Origin of the sequence: Clostridium sp. CX1 (assembly GCF_025398335.1) — a bacterium.
GTDB classification, from domain to species: Bacteria; Bacillota; Clostridia; order Clostridiales; family Clostridiaceae; genus Clostridium_AM; species Clostridium_AM tanneri.
The window spans coordinates 1-19,861 of sequence record NZ_JAODOO010000015.1; the positions used below are offsets into that span (position 1 = coordinate 1).

Annotated in this window: 12 protein-coding genes, 1 tRNA gene, 1 rRNA gene and 2 riboswitches; of the genes, 10 read left to right on the top strand and 4 right to left on the bottom strand. The window is 33.7% G+C overall.

The genetic code is table 11. The features are described from left to right. Both rrf and N4T77_RS15215 read left to right on the top strand, forming a co-directional pair. A 5S ribosomal RNA gene (gene rrf / locus N4T77_RS15210) occupies positions 1–115 on the top strand; the annotation flags it as partial. 7 nt (positions 116–122) lie between these two features. Further along, positions 123–197, top strand: a tRNA-Asn gene (locus tag N4T77_RS15215). 176 nt (positions 198–373) lie between these two features. Here the strand turns inward: N4T77_RS15215 and N4T77_RS15220 are convergent. Further along, entirely contained in the window at positions 374–1,240 is an 867-nt protein-coding gene (locus tag N4T77_RS15220; protein ID WP_261672686.1) for a ComEC/Rec2 family competence protein, read from the bottom strand. Between the two features lie 106 nt (positions 1,241–1,346). Here N4T77_RS15220 and N4T77_RS15225 point away from each other — a divergent pair, with 106 nt between their 5' ends. The 5 genes from N4T77_RS15225 to N4T77_RS15245 all read left to right on the top strand — a co-directional run bounded on the left by N4T77_RS15225 (position 1,347) and on the right by N4T77_RS15245 (position 9,802). Beyond that, complete coding sequence (locus tag N4T77_RS15225) at positions 1,347–2,066, top strand: 1-acyl-sn-glycerol-3-phosphate acyltransferase (protein ID WP_261672687.1); 720 nt, start codon at positions 1,347–1,349, stop codon at positions 2,064–2,066. Positions 2,067–2,663: 597 nt separating this feature from the next. Continuing rightward, positions 2,664–4,034, top strand: a complete 1,371-nt coding sequence (locus N4T77_RS15230) for a 2-isopropylmalate synthase (RefSeq protein WP_261672688.1) — start codon at positions 2,664–2,666, stop codon at positions 4,032–4,034. Positions 4,035–4,048: 14 nt separating this feature from the next. Next, entirely contained in the window at positions 4,049–5,971 is a 1,923-nt protein-coding gene (locus tag N4T77_RS15235; RefSeq protein WP_261672689.1) for an aconitate hydratase, read from the top strand. A gap of 110 nt (positions 5,972–6,081) precedes the next feature. Next, positions 6,082–7,086, top strand: a complete 1,005-nt coding sequence (locus N4T77_RS15240) for an isocitrate dehydrogenase (NAD(+)) (protein WP_261672690.1) — start codon at positions 6,082–6,084, stop codon at positions 7,084–7,086. Between the two features lie 292 nt (positions 7,087–7,378). Beyond that, positions 7,379–9,802, top strand: coding sequence for an HD domain-containing phosphohydrolase (locus N4T77_RS15245; RefSeq protein WP_261672691.1), 2,424 nt, complete (start codon positions 7,379–7,381; stop codon positions 9,800–9,802). Positions 9,803–9,850: 48 nt separating this feature from the next. On the opposite strand, the gene N4T77_RS15250 is transcribed toward N4T77_RS15245, so the two are convergent. The 3 genes from N4T77_RS15250 to N4T77_RS15260 all read right to left on the bottom strand — a co-directional run bounded on the left by N4T77_RS15250 (position 9,851) and on the right by N4T77_RS15260 (position 13,755). Next, positions 9,851–11,092, bottom strand: coding sequence for a homoserine dehydrogenase (locus N4T77_RS15250; protein WP_261672692.1), 1,242 nt, complete (start codon positions 11,090–11,092; stop codon positions 9,851–9,853). Positions 11,093–11,155: 63 nt separating this feature from the next. Next, positions 11,156–12,319, bottom strand: a complete 1,164-nt coding sequence (locus N4T77_RS15255) for a homoserine O-acetyltransferase (RefSeq protein ID WP_261672693.1) — start codon at positions 12,317–12,319, stop codon at positions 11,156–11,158. A 158-nt stretch (positions 12,320–12,477) separates the two neighbouring features. After that, entirely contained in the window at positions 12,478–13,755 is a 1,278-nt protein-coding gene (locus N4T77_RS15260) for an O-acetylhomoserine aminocarboxypropyltransferase/cysteine synthase family protein (protein WP_396125143.1), read from the bottom strand. Positions 13,756–13,914: 159 nt separating this feature from the next. Then, a riboswitch (SAM riboswitch) is annotated at positions 13,915–14,027 on the bottom strand. 356 nt (positions 14,028–14,383) lie between these two features. After that, positions 14,384–14,497, top strand: a riboswitch (SAM riboswitch). A gap of 122 nt (positions 14,498–14,619) precedes the next feature. Between N4T77_RS15260 and metF the strand changes: the two genes are divergently transcribed. From metF to N4T77_RS15275, 3 genes are all read left to right on the top strand, one after another. Continuing rightward, positions 14,620–15,516, top strand: coding sequence for a methylenetetrahydrofolate reductase [NAD(P)H] (gene metF / locus N4T77_RS15265; RefSeq protein ID WP_261672694.1), 897 nt, complete (start codon positions 14,620–14,622; stop codon positions 15,514–15,516). A 93-nt stretch (positions 15,517–15,609) separates the two neighbouring features. Continuing rightward, on the top strand, positions 15,610–17,997 hold the full coding sequence (locus N4T77_RS15270) for a homocysteine S-methyltransferase family protein (RefSeq protein ID WP_261672695.1): 2,388 nt from the start codon (positions 15,610–15,612) through the stop codon (positions 17,995–17,997). 352 nt (positions 17,998–18,349) lie between these two features. Beyond that, on the top strand, positions 18,350–19,855 hold the full coding sequence (locus N4T77_RS15275) for a spore germination protein (RefSeq protein WP_261672696.1): 1,506 nt from the start codon (positions 18,350–18,352) through the stop codon (positions 19,853–19,855). Positions 19,856–19,861 lie beyond the last annotated feature (6 nt).

Consider the following 19,861-nt stretch of genomic DNA (forward strand, 5'->3'; position numbering starts at 1 on the left):
TAGTGATTATGGCGAGAAGGTAACACCCGTTCCCATTCCGAACACGATGGTTAAGCTTCTCAGCGCCGATGGTACTGCTCGGGAGACTGAGTGGAAGAGTAGGACGTCGCTAGATAAGGCATTCCGTGGTAGCTCAATGGCAGAGCATTCGGCTGTTAACCGAAGGGTTGGAGGTTCGAGCCCTCTCCACGGAGCCATTTTTATTTTTTGATATATACATAGTTTTAGAAATTTGAGAATTGCTACTGCAGTTCTTTTTTTATTTTTATAAATTTTTATAGTAGGCTATTATAGTTAAGATAGTTGAAGAAACTGTGACGTAGAGAAAATAGTAAAATAAAAAGATAGGGTTTTAAATAAGAACCCTATCTTTTTATTGCTTTGTTACTTTCTTTCCATCAGATATTAAAACTACTGAACCATCGATATCTGTTCTATAAGTTTGTATGTTTCTCTTTTTTAACTCTGCAGTAGTTTCCTTATGAGGATGTCCATAATCATTGTTTTTTCCTAAGCTTATAACTGCAATTTTTGGGGAAACTTTATCTAGAAAGGCCTTTGATGAAGAAGTTGAACTTCCATGATGACCAACTTTTAATACATCACTATGGATATCATAGTTCTTACTCAAGATTTCCTTTTCACTTAGTTTCTCAGCATCCCCTGTAAATAGGAATTTGGAATCTCCATAGGTTATCCTTATTACAGCAGAATAGTTATTTACGTCTTCGTAGTTTGTGCTATTAGGTGCAAGAATTTCGCACTTTGTATTTTCCCCTAAATCTAAGTTGATGCCAGCTCTAGCTGAATTTATCTTAAGGTTTTTAGATTTAAGAGCTGTAATCATACTTTCAAAGGTTTTAGTATTTGCTGTTTTCTTAGGAGCATAGAACTGGCCTATTTCATATTTTTTTATCACTACATCCATTCCACCTATATGATCTTCATGAGGGTGGGTTGCAACTACATAATCTAATTTCTTTATGTTTTGCTTATTTAAATAGGATATTAACTTATCTGTGCTGTCATTTGGGCCTGCATCAATAAGTAGGTTTTTACCATTTACCTGAACTAATATGCTGTCACCTTGACCAACATCTATATAATTTACTTTCATTACATTCTTGTTCTCTATTTTATTTGTATTTTCACTAGAAGGTGAATTGCTGCAGCCTGTAATAAGGGATATTAATATCACTAGTGCTGCAAATATTTTTATATATTTTTTTCTAATCCTCAATTTATACATCTCCTTTTAAGATTTTTAATGTGAATTATGATATAATATACTATTGTAACACTTGTAATTATAATAGTAAACTTTATTACAAAGGAGCGAATGTAAAATGAAATCATTTTTATTTTATTTGAATTTTTTTACATATATCATTAAACTAAACATGAAGAAAAATCAGTTTGAGAAATTAAAGAAGCAAGGTAATAAAAGCGAAATTATGAGCTATTTAAATAATGTTGTTCTTGGCTGGGCATCCCATGTACTAAGCTATGTAAAAGCAGATATCAAAGTAGTGGGAAGAGAAAATATTCCAGAGGAAACCTGTCTTTACGTAGCCAACCACCAAGGATTTTTTGATATACCAATAATGATTCACAGCTTAGATAAAACAGTTGGATTTATTGCTAAAAAGGAACTACTAAAATTTAGGGTTTTAACTTATTGGATGGAGCAGATGCACTGCATATTTATGGACAGAAGCAACATGAGAGAATCTATAAAATCTATAAATGAAGGTGTTGAAAATCTTAAAAATGGACATAATCTAGTTATTTTTCCTGAGGGAACAAGAAGTAAAGGACCAAGTATTGGGGAATTCAAAAAAGGAAGTCTTAAACTTGCTTTAAAATCTGGTGTTCCTATAGTACCAGTGGCTATAGACGGAAGCTATAAACTTAGGGAAGGAAATGAGAAAAGTGCAATAAAGTCAGCAGAAGTTAAAGTGACTATATGCAAACCTATTTATATGGATGAGCTTTCAAAGGAAGAAAAGACAGACTTAGCAGAAAAGGTTAAAGAGATAATTGCAAGTAACATAACCATTGAATAAACAGCTATCTGGTACTTTTAACATATTATAAAAATATTGGATAGTAAAAAAAGGCTTACAGCTAAAATAGCTGTAGGCCTTTTTTGGCTAAAAATAAGGGATGTAACTCTAATTGAGGCAAACTTAATCCTGTTAGGCTTTTCTATATCTAAAAGACTAATATCAAAAATATGATTTTTTAATATTAACAATAAAAAATTAAAATTATTTATATATTCTAAGTGATTTTTTCATATAAAGCAATCCTACAAAAGTAGACCAACCTATTCAGAAGATAGTAAAGTGCCAATTGTCTTGCGAAAAAATCCTATTTTATTATAAAAAACTCAATTATGAAAAATGACGAAATAAAATTGCAATAATTTAAAGATTTTTATTTGCAAATACAAATCTTAAGTGTTAAAATATAACCGTAGATATGCTTTAAATATGCAATTTTAAGTAGCAAAATAAATATATATGCAATATAATAGAATAAATATAAAAAAGAAAAAGTAAATCTATCTAACATAGTTTTGAAATATATAGGTCTTAATCATGCAAAAGTGTCTCGGAAGACATTGAGCCAATAATTGTTTATGATTGGGGGAGAATAAAATGAATAGTACAAAAAAGTTTAATTATGAATATCAATTGCAGAATATTGAAGCTCCAAATTTATATAAGAATATATTTCCTTACTCAGAGGTGCCTAAAGTAACTTTTAATCAAATTCAGCTTCCGATGGATTTGCCAGAAAACATATGGATTACAGACACTACCTTTAGAGATGGACAGCAGTCTATGCCGCCTTATAGTGCCGAGCAGATTATTAGAATTTATGATTATCTCCATAAGTTGGATAACAATTCGGGAATAATTAAGCAAACAGAATTTTTCCTATATACTGAGAAAGATAGAAAAGCAGCACAGGTTTGCATGGAAAGAGGATATAAGTTTCCTGAGGTTACATCATGGATAAGGGCCAATAAAGAAGATTTTAAATTAGTAAAAGAAATGGGGATAAAGGAAACAGGCATGCTTATGTCCTGTTCTGACTATCATATTTTTAAAAAATTAAATAAGACAAGGGAACAAACTATGGAAATGTATCTTTCTATAGTTGAAGAAGCTTTAAATAATGGGATTCGCCCAAGATGCCATTTAGAAGATATAACAAGAGCAGATTTCTATGGTTTTGTAGTTCCTTTAGTAAATAATTTAATGGAGCTTTCGAAGAAATATAAGACTCCTGTGAAGATAAGAGTTTGTGACACTTTAGGACTAGGTATTCCTTATAGTGGAGCTTCTCTTCCAAGAAGTGTTCAGGGACTTATTCATGGACTGAGAACTAATTGTGGTGTACCATCAGAATGGATAGAGTGGCATGGACACAATGATTTTTATGCAGTGGTAAGCAACTCAACTACAGCATGGCTCTACGGAGCATCTTCAATAAATACCTCACTTTTAGGTATAGGAGAAAGAACTGGAAACTGCCCACTAGAAGCTATGATATTCGAATATATCCAACTAAAAGGTACTTCCAAAAATATGGATATGAGCGTTATAACAGAGCTTGCGGAATACTTTAAAAGAGAAATGAAATATAACATACCAGAAAGAACTCCTTTTGTTGGAAGTCAGTTTAATGTGACAAGAGCAGGTATACATGCAGACGGAATTCTTAAAGATGAAGAAATATACAATATTTTCGACACAGATAAAATACTAGGAAGACCAGTAGTAGTTGCTGTTAATGAGTACTCCGGTCTTGCTGGAATTGCAGCTTGGATTAATACTTATTATAGACTAAAGGATAGTGACAAAATTGATAAAAAGGATCCAAGAGTGGCTGAAATGAAAGAATGGGTAGATGAGCAATACGTAGATGGAAGAACAACAATTATTGGTAATAATGAACTAGAACTATTGGTAGAAAAGCTTATGCCTGAAGTTATAGAAAATAGAGAAGGAAGAGCTAGCTAAAAGGAGGAAAAGGGATGGGACTAAATGTTGCACAAAAAATAATAAAAAATCATATAGTTAAGGGAAAAATGGTAGCAGGGCAGGAAATTGCTATAAAGATAGATCAAACTTTAACACAGGATTCAACAGGAACTATGGCTTACCTTCAATTTGAAGCTTTAGGAATAGATAAGGTTAAAACAAAAAGGTCTGTTGCTTATATTGACCATAATATACTTCAATCAGGACCAGAAAATGCAGATGACCATCTTTATATTCAAACTGTAGCTAAGAAGCATGGAATATATTTTTCAAAACCTGGTAACGGAATATGTCATCAAGTGAATTTAGAAAGATTTGGGGTCCCAGGAGACACTCTCTTGGGCTCCGATAGTCACACACCTACTGGTGGTGGAATAGGAATGCTTGCTATAGGTGCTGGTGGATTAGATGTAGCAGTAGCTATGGGAGGCGGAGAATATTACATTAATATGCCTAAAATAGTTAAGGTAAACTTGAAGGGCAAACTAAAAGAGTGGATTTCTGCTAAAGATATAATTTTAGAGCTTTTAAGAAGACTTATGGTAAAGGGCGGCGTTGGAAGAATATTTGAATACTGCGGAGAAGGAGTTAAGACATTATCAGTACCACAGAGAGCTACTATAACAAATATGGGAGCAGAACTTGGAGCTACTACATCTATTTTCCCTAGTGATGAGTTAACTTATGAGTTCCTAAAGGCTCAAGGCAGGGAAGAAGATTTTATAGAGCTTAAGGCTGATGAAGATGCAGTATATGATGAGGAGGTAGAGCTAGATCTATCACAGTTAGAACCTATTGTTGCGTGTCCTCACAGTCCTGATAATGTTGTTGCTGTTTCTTCTTTAAAAGACATAAAAGTAGATCAGGTATGCATAGGAAGCTGCACAAACTCCTCCTATGCAGATATGATGAAGGTAGCAAAAATATTAGAAGGAAAAACTGTAAATGAAAAGGTGTCATTAGTTATTGCACCAGGATCAAAACAAGTTTTAAATATGCTTGCAAAGAATGGAGCCTTAGCTGCTATGATTGCAGCAGGAGCAAGAATTTTAGAATCAGCTTGTGGACCATGTATAGGCATGGGACAATCGCCTGCTACAGATGCGGTATCTCTTAGAACCTTTAATAGAAACTTTGAAGGACGTTCCGGTACAACTTCTGCCAAGGTTTATATAGTAAGTCCGGAAATTGCAGCGGCTTCTGCACTAACTGGTTATATAACAGACCCTAGAGAGTTGGGAAAAGCCTTTGATATAGAAATGCCAAAGGACTTTCTTGTAAATGATAACCTAATTGTTCCGCCAGCAGCAGATGGAGAAAAGGTGGAGGTAGTTAGAGGACCTAATATTAAGCCTTTCCCTAAAGCAAAGGCTTTGGAAAATGAGGTTACTGGAAAGGTGTTAACTAAGGTAGGGGATAACATAACTACAGACCATATTATGCCTTCCAATGCTAAGCTTTTACCTTATAGATCTAATATTCCTTATCTTTCTGAATATTGTCTAACTCCTTCTGATAAGGATTTTCCTAGAAAGGCTAAGGAAAACAATGGAGGATTTATAGTTGGGGGAAGCAATTATGGACAGGGTTCCAGCAGAGAACATGCTGCACTTGCACCGCTATATTTAGGAATAAAGGCAGTACTTGCTAAATCCTTTGCTAGAATTCATATGGCTAACTTGATAAATAATGGCATAATGCCTCTTGTTTTTAAAAATCTTGAGGATTATGACAAAATAGATATATTAGACGAACTTTTAATAGAGAATGCAGTAGAGCAGGTAGGCACAGGGGTTATTATAGTTAGAAACAAAAGCAAAAATGAAGAATATGAAATGATTTTAAATATTACTAATAGACAAAAGGATATGATAAAAGCTGGTGGACTGCTTAATATGTCCAAAGCCAATAACTAGATAACTTTTATAGCTGGCAATGGACAGTAAGAAAAATCAATTAAAAGCTGTCTGTTGTCAGAAGCCATTAGCTTTATCATAGTTAAATTATAAGTTTTGGAGGGGAAATTATGTTGCATAGAATTACACTTATTCCTGGAGATGGCATAGGACCAGAAGTTACTGCTTCTGCCAGAAAAATTGTAGATGCTTCAGGAGTTAAAATAGAGTGGGATATAGTACAAGCTGGAGCTGCTGTTATAGAAGAATACGGCACACCTCTTCCAGACTACGTACTAGATAGCATAAAGAAAAACAAAATTGCTTTAAAGGGTCCTGTTACAACTCCTGTAGGAAAGGGGTTTAGAAGTGTAAATGTTACACTGAGACAGACTTTAAATCTTTATTCTAATATAAGGCCGGTAAAAACCTATGAAGGTGTAAAGTCCAGATATGATAATGTTGATCTTGTTATATTTAGAGAAAATACAGAGGATCTATATGCTGGAATAGAACATATGGTTAGCGAGGACATTGCAGAAAGTATAAAGATTATATCTAAAAAGGCTAGTGACAGAATAGTAAGAGCTGCCTTTGACTATGCCAGAAAACACAATAGAAAAAAGGTGACAGCGGTTCATAAAGCAAACATTATGAAACTCTCTGATGGCCTTTTCTTAAAATGTGCAAGAAACATAGCAGAAGAATATAAGGATATAGAATTTGAGGATGTTATAGTAGATGCTATGAGTATGAAACTTGTATTAAACCCAGAAAATTATGATGTTCTTGTAATGCCTAATTTATATGGTGACATTCTTTCAGATATGGCTTCTGGTCTTGTTGGCGGACTTGGACTAATGCCTGGAGCTAATATTGGAGAAGATGGTGCAGTTTTTGAACCAGCCCATGGCTCAGCACCGGATATAGCTGGCCAAAATAAAGCCAATCCATCAGCGGCTATTTTGACAGCAGTGATGATGCTTAACCACATTGGAGAGAGTGAGGCGGCAGAAAAAATTGAAAAGGCATTGGCAGAGACTATAAGAGAAGGGGTATGTTTAACAGAAGATTTAGGCGGCAGTGCTGGAACTACTGAATTTACTGAAGAGGTAATTAAAAAAATAAGTATATAAACATAAAAAGCAGCATCATTTAAGGTGTTGCTTCTTTTTGTTTGGTATTTTATGTATAAAGCATAATAAATATTCCAAATATTATATTCTTTCATTAAATATAATTAATTTTATGTAGAATATTCCAAGTTTATGTAAAATAATATATAATTGATATAATAGGTAGTTATAAGTTTAAGTAATACATCAGCCCTTTATTATAATAGTAAATGGAGTGTTCATATTGAGAATTAGAACTAAAATTTTTAGTATTATGCTAATGTACTTGATATTAATAATTATGGGTGTCTATATGGGGACACGGATATATATTATAAGAGATATAAAACATCAAGAAGAAGAAGGCGTATTTAGCAGAGTTAAGCATGCAGAATATTTAATTGATAGTAGTAGTGAAGAATTAAATTCTATTAGTGCAGATTGGGCACCTTGGGATGACACTTTGGAATACATGAGAAAAAATAATTCTGAATATATTCAATCTAATATAAATGAATACACCTTTAGTACTTTAAAGATTAACACAATTATTTTTCTGGACAAGAACAATGAAATAAGGTATTCTGCCTTTTTTGACTTAAAGAATAGAAGCAAAGAAGATTTACCAAAGGATTTGTTATATTATATTAAAGATAAAGGTAAATTAATAACAAATCACAAAGATGTACATAGCGTAATATCTGATAAAATATCGGTGAATGGAAATCCAATGATTATTTCTTCAAGGCCTATAACAGACTCATGGTTTAGTTCTCCATCAGAAGGAACCCTTATTATGGGGAAATATATAGATAGCTCTATTATAAATAAAATTGAGAATGTAACAGAATCTAAAATAAGAATAAATAGAATTAATGATTCTAACGGTATAATAAGTGCAGGAAACAAAAGAATTGATTTTAACAAACAAGATGTTTATGTTGAAAAAGTAGACAGGAATAAAATAGTATCCTACTCTATAATTAAGGGGACAGAGGGTAAACCGCTATTCCTTTTAGAAATGGCATCAAAAAGAACCCTTTATAATAATAGTATCATCTCCGTCCATTTCTTTGTTTTAGCTCTTATAGTTTGTGCCATAAGTCTTTTTGCATTAGCTATGATCTTATTAAAGGTACTTGTAATCAAACCTTTAGAGACTATAAGCAATGAAGTTAGTAAAATAGATTTAACAAACAGCTTAATTTCTAGAGTTAGGGCTAAAGGTAAGGATGAACTTGGGATGCTATCCTTTGAAATAAATAATATGCTGGAGAAGATTGAGTTAAATAATAAAAAGCTTTCAGAAAGTGAAAAGCAGCTTAAGTTAGTGTTAGAAGGTGCTAATGCAGGTTTTTGGGATTGGAATATGGAAAAGGACACCTTACAGTTTAACGAAAGGTTTTTGTCTATTACAGGTTATTCAAAGGAGGAGGCACCTTTATCTATTAGAGGTTGGAAAGAATTAATTCATAAGGATGACTATGAGTACGCTCAGAGTTTTTTCAAAAATAGTATGTGGAGAACTTTAGGTATAAACATTATGGAATTAAAGATTCTTACTAAGAAGGGTGACTATAAGTGGATACTAAATCAGTGCAGAGTTGTAGAGTATACTAAAGACGACAAACCTAAAAGAATGGCAGGTATAATAACGGATATTGATGATAAAAAGAGGTATGAACAGCAGCTAAATTACCTAACCTACTATGATAAGCTTACAGGGATTTTTAATAGAGGATATTATGAATTTATGATTGAAAAGATAAACAGCAATGGAAGGCTGCCTCTTTCAATTATAATGGGGGATTTAAATGGATTAAAAATAACTAATGATACCTTTGGACATGAAGAAGGAGATATGTTATTGAAACAGTCTGCTGAGGTGTTAAAAGAGGTTTGCGGCTCTAACGCAATTGTGTCCCGTTATGGTGGAGATGAATTTATAATAATATCAGAAAACACAAATAAAATGGAAGCAGAGGCAATGTGTTTAAAGATAAAGAACGAGTGTCTAAAGAGAAAAGTAGGCTCGATTTATATAAACATAGCTCTAGGACATGCTACTAAAGAGAAAAGAGAACAGGATATAGCTGATATAATTAAGAAAGCGGAAGAAAAAATGTATAGGAACAAGTTGTTAGAGGACAAGAGTTCAAGAAACAGCATTATTTCTTCACTAAGCAAGACCCTGTCGGAAAAAAGTTATGAAACAGAAGAACATGCTGAACGTATATATAACTATTGTGTAAAGATATGTGAACTCCTAAACTTAAGTACAAGCAAAGCAGATGAGCTATATTTGTTAGCTAAGCTTCATGATATAGGTAAGATTGCAATAGATGATAAAATCTTAAATAAGAAAGGTAAGTTAACTGAAGAGGAATGGGCTGTTATGAAGACTCACTCAGAAATAGGATACAGGATAGCCTCTTCTAACCCTGATTTAAGGCATATTGCCTATAAAATACTTACCCACCATGAAAGATATGATGGAACTGGATATCCTAAAGAGTTAAAGGGAGATGATATTCCGCTTCTTTCCAGAATAATGACTATAGTAGATGCCTTTGATGTTATGACTCATGAAAGACCTTATAAAAAAGCTGTGTCTGCTGAGGAGGCAATAAAAGAATTAAGGAGATGTTCTGGAACACAGTTTGATCCTAACTTAGTGGAGATATGCATAAAGGCTTTTATGGAAAAAGAGTCTTGTGAAAATTCAGAGGTGATTTAGTTTACTGAATGATAAAAACCCCACCTTGGCAATGTAGGTGGGGTTTTCTTAATTTTCTATAATAGAGAATCTTTTTATTTCATGTACATAAGGTAGCTCCAGTAGTTTGTTTATTTTAGCGCTTAGGAAATCTTCACTTTTACATTTAACTAGAGCAACAACTTCACCGGGATTAGTTGCGTATTTAGAAAATATATGGCAGTTTTCAAAGTCTCCGGCAATGCTGCACATAACCTCTATTCTAGCTTTGGTTTTTATTCTTACAAACCAGCTAGAACTATTATTCCAGTACTTTTGTACAGAGGCTTCCTTTTCGTTAAATCTGAGTACTTTTTTATTTTTGTTTTGAATGATATCGGTGATATCTCCAAATACGGAACTGGCAGTAGGAAGCATTCCGGCGCCTTTTCCTGTAAATAATACTTTTCCAACGGCATCGCCTTCTAATACAATAGCATTTAGTTCATTTTCTACCTTGCCTAGTTGAGAATTATTTTTTACCATAACAGGTTTTACAGCAGCATAAATTTTATCTTCTTCTCTGCTGCTGATAGCTAGAAGTTTTATGTTATATCCATGTGCTCTAGCATATTTAAAGTCTTCTTTATCTATTTGAGTTATGCCCTCTGTGACTATGTCCTTCCAGTTTAGCTTTTCATTATAAGCTATAGTTGAGAGAATAGAAAGCTTTCTAGCCGCATCGTAGCCTAAAACATCTGATTCAGGATTGGCCTCTGCAAAACCTAGTTGCTGAGCTTCCTTAAGGGCATCTTCATAACTGATGTCTTCCTTATCCATTTTCGTAAGTATAAAGTTTGTAGTACCGTTTAGGATTGCTTTAATGTTTTTAATTTCATTTCCCATAAGACATTCCATTAAAGGTTTTAAAATAGGAATACCGCCACCTACACTTGCTTCAAAGTTAAGTGTTACTCCATTTTTGTCAGCTAAGTCTAAAAGTTCTTTGCCATGTTCAGCAATAAGATCCTTATTAGCTGTTACCACATGCTTTTTTAGTTTTAATGCTCTTTTTATATATTCATAAGCGGGATCAATTCCACCCATAACTTCTACTACTATATCCACAGATTTTCTGAAAATATCCTCTATATTATTTGTAAGTAAGTTAGAATAAACTTTTTCTCTATGTTTTTCTATATCTCTAACAAGAATGCTAGATATTTTTAATTCCTCACCGGTAATTTTTTTGAATCTTTCCCTATTCTTCGTTATAAGCTCAGTTATACCTGTACCAACTGTGCCGTAACCTAGGACTGCTATTGATGCCATAAATTCTACCTCCTAATTAGTATTATTGATAAAACTTTTATTTTGCCGAAAAACCAAGAAGTCTTATAGGCTCCCAGCATTATAGTCCGCGTTATTCCAATTACTTTTGATACTATCTAAAAACTCCTTTAAAAATTCTTCGTATTTTCCTGGTTCCAGTAAGAAAGAATCATGTCCGCAGTTTGACTGGACTTCATGGTACTCTAAATTTACACCGCTTAAGCTTAGTATATCTCTGCTTTTTCTAAGTTCACCTATGTGGAAGAGAGTATCAGAGGAGATTGAAGCTAGTAGAAACTTGGATTTTATTCTACCAAGGGCTGCTTCATAGGAACCGTATTCTCTTTTTAAATCAAATAAATCCATTGCTCTTGTTATATAAAGATAGGTGTTAGCATCAAATCTATTTACAAGCTTACTTCCTTGATAGTTTAGGTAACTGTCTATTTCAAATTCTGCATCAAACCCTTGATAGAAATCTATTATATTATTTCTAGTTTTTCTTCCAAATTTTTTATTCATTAAATCCTTAGTTTGATAGGTGAGCATAGCAATCATTCTTGCTATAGATAAGCCATTGAAAGGAACTGCTGCCTGGTAGTAGTCTCCTTTATTCCAGTTAGGATCAGTTATTATGGCTCTTCTCATAATGTGATTTATTCCTATAGACTCTGTACTTAGGTTAAGAGGTGAAGCTAAGTCTATAACTCCGTCTATAAAATCAGGATAAGATACTGCCCACTGAAGTGCTTGTAGTCCACCCATAGAACCGCCTACTACAGCTAAAAGATGGTTTATATTAAAGTAATCTAGTATTTTCTTTTGGGCATTAACCATATCTTTTATTGTAACAATAGGGAAGGTTATTCCATAAGCTTTGCCTGTTTCAGGATTTATAGATGAGGGGCCTGTGGAACCGCTGCAGCCTCCTAAAATATTAGAGCAGATTATAAAATACTTGTTAGTATCGAATATCTTACCAACACCTACAAAATCTTCCCACCAACCTTCAGTATCTTCTGGAGCATGCCTAGCTGGATGAGAATCACCAGTTAGAGCATGAGTTATAAGTATACAGTTACTCTTATCCTCATTCAGCTTTCCATAAGTTTCAAAGCATAGAGTTATTGGACCAAAGTTTTTTTCGCTCTCAAGGAGAAAGTCTTTCTTTTTAGAAAAGGTAAGATACTCCTTAAAACCTTCCTTTCTATAATTAAATTCATTCAATAGATACACCTCCAAATTTATAAAAAGACAATTGGTAGTAAATATATTAAAGATACTATGCTATTAGGAGGAAACATGGGATACTACCAATTGTCTAGTGGGCTATATTAATGCAAAGTTATAATGTTATAAAGCGTTAATTTTATAAAGTTAAGGCCTTATACTTGCTCTAATGCGTCTGAAAGATCTGCAATCAGGTCAGTCACATCTTCAATTCCTATAGAAATTCTTATAAGTTCAGGGCTAACTCCTGCTTCAGTTAACTGCTCTTCACTAAGTTGAGAGTGAGTTGTAGAAGCTGGGTGAATTATTAAGGATTTAGCATCTCCAACATTAGCAAGGTGTGAGAATATTTTCACGTTCTCTATTATCTTTTTACCAGCTTCAACTCCGCCATTTACCCCAAAAGTGAATATAGAACCGGCTCCTAGAGGAAGATACTTTTTAGATAAATCATAATATTTGTTACCCTCTAATTCTGGATAGTTAACCCACTGAACTTTAGGATGATTACTTAAGAATTCCACGATTTTTCTAGTGTTCTCTACGTGCTTTTGTACTCTAAGGGATAGAGTTTCAACTCCTAATATAAGTAAGAAAGAGTTGAATGGTGATATACAAGCTCCTAAATCTCTTAAAAGAGATACTCTTAACTTAGTAATATAAGCAGCAGCACCAACGGCTTCTACAAATTTTAGTCCGTGATAACTTTCGTCAGGCTCTACTAGACCAGGAAATTTTCCATTATCCCAGTTGAATTTTCCTGAATCTATAACTATACCACCTATAGATGTGCCGTGTCCGCCAATGAACTTTGTAAGAGAATGAACTATAATATCTGCGCCAAATTCGATTGGTCTGCAAAGATAAGGTGATGCAAAGGTATTATCTACTACTAGAGGAACACCATGGCTATGTGCAATATCTGCAACAGCTTGAATATCTACAAGGTTTATTCCTGGATTACCTATAGTTTCTATATACACTGCCTTAGTTTTTTCAGTTATAGCAGCTTCAAAGTTTGCTGGATCATCTGGATTTACAAGATTGACCTTAATTCCAAAGTTTTTAAAGGTATGAGTAAATAGTGTGTAAGTTCCACCGTAGAGGGTAGCAGCAGCGACTATTTCATCACCAGCACCTGCGATATTTGTTATAGCGTAAGTAATTGCAGCCATTCCTGAAGCAGTGGCCACAGCACCAACGCCGCCTTCTAGCTGAGCAACTCTTTCTTCTAAGACAGCAGTAGTTGGGTTTGTTAACCTTGTATAAATATTTCCTGATTCTGCAAGACCAAATAAGTTAGCAGCATGTTCTGCGCTGTCAAAAACATAAGAAGATGTTTGATAAATTGGAACTGCTCTTGATTTACTGCTTGCATCTGGTGTGTGTCCTCCGTGTGCTTGAATAGTATCAAATCCTAATTTTCTTGTCATAATAAATTCCTCCTCAAATAATTCATAATTTTGTACTCACACGGAACTTCTATATTTAGAGTTTAACTAAGCAAATTATTTTTACTTCTGCTTAAAAATTTTACGTAAAACAAAAAACTTCTCGTGTTGATGAGACACAAGAAGTTTAAATCCTCATGCTTCTCATCTCTCAGGTTTACTACCTGCTGGAATTAGCACCGTTGAATATACTGTTAATATATTCAGGTTGCCGGGCGTCATAGGGCCAGTCCCTCAGCCTCTCTTGATAAGAAGTTCCGTATTCGATTGAAACTATCATACCAGATATTAGAATGCGCTGTCAATATATAAAAAACAAAAATTTGAATATTAAGTTCTTATAAATTTCATAAAATGTTGATATTCCTTAATTTTCCGTTAAAAAATTTTTTCTATAAAAGAAGGGGGGAATAATTATTACATGATAATTATACAACAACTTTATGTGAATTATTTTTAATCTATGTAATTATAGATCCTTAGAAACCTTATATATCAAGGTTTTATTCTGAAATGTGAGCAGTTTCAATGGTTAGAGCAGCTCTAAAGTTTTTGTTGACAAATATAATGAAAAGTATTAATATTAGCATAAAATGTATATAATAAAATTTTCTTATCAAGAGTGGTGGAGGGACTGGCCCTATGAAACCCGACAACCGGCATTTGAAAGTGAATGTATCGGTGTCAATTCCTGCAGAATATTAGTTATTCTGACAGATAAGAATAGTAGTCTCATAATATTAATTTAAGATTTTTAGAGCTGCTTTTCTTATGAAAAGGCAGCTTTTTTATTTTATAACAGCTGCAAAATCATTACCTAAATACGATAAATAAGGGGGTTTTAAAGTGCTTATAAAAGATTTATTTCTACATAAAAAGTTAACAATATCCTTTGAGTTATTTCCACCAAAACAGAGTGTATCCTTAGATGGAATATACAACACTATTGCAGAGTTAAAAGAGTTGAATCCGGATTTTATAAGTGTAACCTATGGTGCTGGAGGAAGCAGCAAAGACAGGAGTATAGAGCTAGCATCATCAGTGAAAAATAAATTTGGAATAGAGACAGTAGCTCACTTAACCTGTATAACTTATACCAAGAGAGAAGTTAAAAATACGCTGGATAAACTACAGGAAAATAATATAGACAATATACTGGCTTTAAGAGGGGATATACCCAAGGATTTTGTATTACCAGAGAACTTAGAGTACAATAGTTCCAAAGACTTAATTTGTGAATTAGCTCAGAGAAAGGGGTTTTGTATATCTGCAGCAGCCTATCCAGAAGGATATATGGGATCTATGGATATAGATAGGGAAATAAAAAGTCTTAGGGATAAAGTAGATTGTGGTGCAGAGGTATTAATTACCCAACTTTTCTTTAATAATAATAGTTTTTATGATTTTAAGGAGAAGTTATATAAGTATAATATTAATACTCCTGTTATTGCTGGAGTTATGCCTGCTGTAGATAGGACTTTAATAAACCGTATTTCATCGATTTCTGGTGCTTCTATTCCTGATAGACTGAAAAAACTTTTAGACAAATATCAGTATTCACCAGAAGCTTTGTTAGAAGCAGGTACAGTTTATGCGGCGGAACAGGTCTCTGATTTAGTTGCCAGTGGAGTAGAGGGTATACATCTTTATACTATGAACAAATCAGAAATTGTAAAGAAAATCCTAAAAAGTGTAGAGGAAATTCGTAAGTCTGTAAATTATAAGTCAGTAAGCTCCTTCTAGATAGAATCGTTGCAAGAGGATATTTAGGAGAAAGCAAATCTAAATTAATATATAGGTTTATTAGACACAATTATGAGAAAGGAAGTGGGCAAGATGTCATTAAAAGATAGATTTATGTTTTTTGATGGAGCTATGGGAACTATGCTTCAAAGAGAAGGGCTTAAGGTAGGAGAACTACCGGAAAGTCTTAATATAACTAATCCAGATATTATAAGAAAGATACACCGTCAATATATAGAAGCAGGTTCTGATGTAGTAATTACTAATACTTTTGGTGCCAATGAATTAAAATATAGTAAGTCTCAGTTTTTAATAGAAGAGGTCATAACTGCTGGGGTTAAGGTAGCTAGAGAAGCAGCGGCAGATAAGCTTGTAGCTTTAGATATAGGACCTATAGGTCAGATTATGGAGCCTACAGGAAGTTTAAGCTTTGAAGGAGCCTATGAGTTATTTAAAAAACAAGTAATTATAGGAGAGAAAGCAGGAGCAGATCTAATCTTAATAGAAACTATGTCAGATTTATATGAGACTAAAGCGGCAATACTTGCAGCTAAAGAAAATAGTTCTCTGCCAGTATTTTGTACTATGACTTTTCAAGAGAATGGAAGAACTCTAATGGGTACAGATCCTAAAACAATGGTCTTTGTACTAGAAGGACTTGGTGTTGATGCTCTAGGAGTTAACTGCTCACTGGGACCTAAGGAGCTTATGCCTATAGTAGAAGAAATTCTAAAATATTCTTCTATCCCCGTTATGGTTCAGCCAAACGCTGGATTGCCAAGGTATGACGGTGAAAAAACTATTTACGACATAGCACCAGAGCAGTTTGCAGAATATATAAAGACAATGGCAGAAAAAGGAGTAAGAATCTTTGGAGGCTGTTGTGGTACAAATCCAGATTACATTAAAGCATCGGTGAAAATTTTACAGGGATTAAAGCCTGCTGATACAAAACCTAAAAATTATACTGCAGTTTGCTCTGCTACTGAAACGGTAATCTTAGATGGTAGTGTTAAAATTATAGGGGAGAGAATTAACCCTACAGGAAAAGCAAGGTATAAAGAAGAATTAAAAGAGAAAAGTGTAAAATATATTCAAGCTGAAGCAGTTAAGCAGAAGGAAGAGGGAGCTGATATACTAGGATTAAATGTAGGACTTCCTGAAATTGACGAGAAGGAAATGATGACTAAGGCTGTGAAGGCAATACAAAAGGTTGTTCAGCTTCCGGTTACCATAGATAGTCCAACTCCAGAAGTATTAGAGGCAGGAGCTAGGGTTTATAATGGAAAGCCTATAATAAACTCTGTTAACGGAAAGGAAAGTACCATGGAAAAGGTGTTTCCTATAGTAAAAAAGTATGGCGGCGCTGTTATTGCTCTTACCATAGATGAAAAGGGAATACCAGCTACTGCAGAGGAAAGAGTAAAGATAGCAGAGAAAATCCTAAAGAGAGCTAAAGACTACGGTATAGATAAAAAGGATATAATCATAGATTGCCTTGCACTGACAGCATCTGCTCAACAGAAGGATGTTCTAGAAACAGTAAGGGCTATAAAGCTGGTAAAGGAAAAACTAGGTGTTAAAACTGTACTTGGAGTAAGTAATATATCCTATGGTCTTCCAAATAGAAAGCTTTTAAATAGAACTTTCCTCTCCATGGCTCTTTATGCAGGCCTTGATTTGCCTATAACCAATACAGGTGATGAAGAGATAAAAGCCACTATTAATGCCTTTGAAGTGCTTTCAAATATAGACAAGGAAAGTAAAAATTATATAAGCAAATATGGAAAGGCTGGTACAAAGGTCAATCAGCTAAATAAGGAAGAGTCTAATTTTGAGGTAAAGAACAATAATTTAGATAAGGACCTAAAAGAAATAATAATAGCTGGAATTGAAGAAGATGCTGTGCAGTGTACTAAGGAGCTTTTAAAGGTTAAAGAGCCTATAGAAATAGTAAACTCATATATTATTCCTGCATTGGACTTTGTTGGAGAAGAATATGAAAGCGGGGAAATTTTCTTACCTCAGCTTATTCAATCTGCAGAAACTGTTAAAAGGTCCTTTGAGGTTATAAAGAAAAGCATTCTAACCAGTGGAACTAGTAACATTGAAAAAGGAAAGATAGTAGTTGCAACAGTTAAAGGTGATATTCATGACATAGGCAAAAATATAGTAAAGGTACTTTTAGAAAACTATGGTTTTGAAGTTATAGACTTAGGTAAGGATGTACCAATTGAAGAGGTAGTTAGAGTGGTAAAGGAAAATAATATTAAGCTTGTAGGCTTAAGCGCCCTTATGACAACTACGGTGGCTAATATGAAAAAGACCATTGAAGCTTTAAAGGAAAGTGGTGCTGATTGTAAGGTTATGGTTGGCGGAGCAGTTTTAAATAAGGAATATGCTGAGATGATAGGAGCAGATTTCTATGCTAGGGATGCTAGGGAAAGTGTCAAGATAGCGGAGGAGGTTTTTGGTAAATAGGATAAGTTTATTCATAATAAAATGCAAAGTGAATTTTGTAAACAGGGCTGTGTATTAAGAAAAAATATCTATAAAAGTTCTGATAAAATCCGTTGAACATCATGTAGATAAAAACGAGCAGTGGTATAACTAATTTTAATCTGTTATACCACTGCTCGTTTTTTAACCTAGTTAGAGTTTTTCACAGGGTATAAACTATATAGAAATAATTGAAGTATTAATTAACTTACTATTCTCCTGTATTTATAATTTATTCATTTTTAGAATAAACTAACAAAATTTATAGATAATATATAGCAAAGAATAAAATATGAAAGGATTCCAAGATTAAAGGGAACGGGGCGAGTATAATATGGATATTCAACAAGGTTGCATCCCTATTATGGAGAATATAGATAAAAACATAGATGCTGTTAAAACGATTTTAAGCGACAATCAATCCTTGATATATAAAAGATTCGAAAGTGCGTCGGAGGAAAGTATACAATTTTGTTCTATATTTATAAAAAACTTATGTGATACTAAGGAAATAGTGGAGAGTATAATAAAGCCCATAATGTCAAAAGAAATTAGTAGTGCTATTGAAGCGGATAAAAGGATAAATTTTATTCTCCTAAAAGTAATGCTGACACATGATAACAACAAAATAGAAACCATTGATGATTGTATAAATAATCTTGTGAAAGGGAATGCAGTATTATTTATAGAAGGCTGCAAAGAAGCTGTTGTAGTAGATACTTCAAAAAGAAAAGAAAGGGCTATAGAAGAGCCAGAATCTAATAAGGTTTCAAGAGGTCCTAAATTAGGATTTACAGAGTCTATTGATACAAATGTAGCCCTAATTCAGCAAATAATACATAATCAGGATTTAAAGATAAGATATTTAACATTGGGAACACAAACAAAAACGCAAATATGCATAAGTTACATGGAAAATATTGCATCAGATAAGATAGTCGAAGAGGTATTTAAAAGAATAAGAGAAGTAGAACTGGATGGTATTTTGGACTCCTATTATATAGAAAGTTTTATTGAGGATTCACCTCTTTCAGTGTTTCCGACTATAGGATTCACTGATAGGCCTGATATTGCTTGTGCCAAACTTTTAGAGGGGAGAGTTGTAGTAATATGTGATGGAAGTCCACAGATTTTGACTCTTCCTCATTTACTTGTGGAGAATTTTCAAACCAATGAAGATTATTACAAGAGCTATACAATAGCAAGCTTTTACAGGATATTAAGATATATTTCCTTTGCTATAACCAGTTTGACTCCAGCTATTTATTTAGCTATGGTAAATTATCATCAGGAACTTATACCAACTAATTTGCTTTTTAGCATTATGGCAGCAAGAAACTCCATACCTTTTCCAACGATTTTGGAGTTACTGTTAATGCTTCTAGTTTTTGAAACTCTTATTGAAGCTAGCAGAAGACTACCTCCTAATATAGGGCCAACTGTAAGTATTGTAGGAGGACTGATACTTGGCCAGGCAGCAATTAGTGCAAGATTGGTGAGTGCACCGATTATAATTATGACGGCAGTATCTGGAACAACCAGTTTTTTATTACCCTTTACTACTGGGCCTGTTGTTTTCATTAGATTATTTTGTCTTGCCTTTTCTGCAATATTAGGATTTTATGGACTAGTTTTCTCACTTATACTGATAACAACATATATGCTTTCTCTTAAGTCCTTTGGAGTTCCCTATACAATGGGGCTTACAACCTTTAGAAGCTATGATGTACAGGATACAATTATCAGGCTGCCTTGGTGGTATATGAAGTACAGAATAAGGATAATTGCAGCTAAAAACCTTGTTCGTAATAGTAGTAAGAAAAAGTTTTCCACGAGGTGATACAAT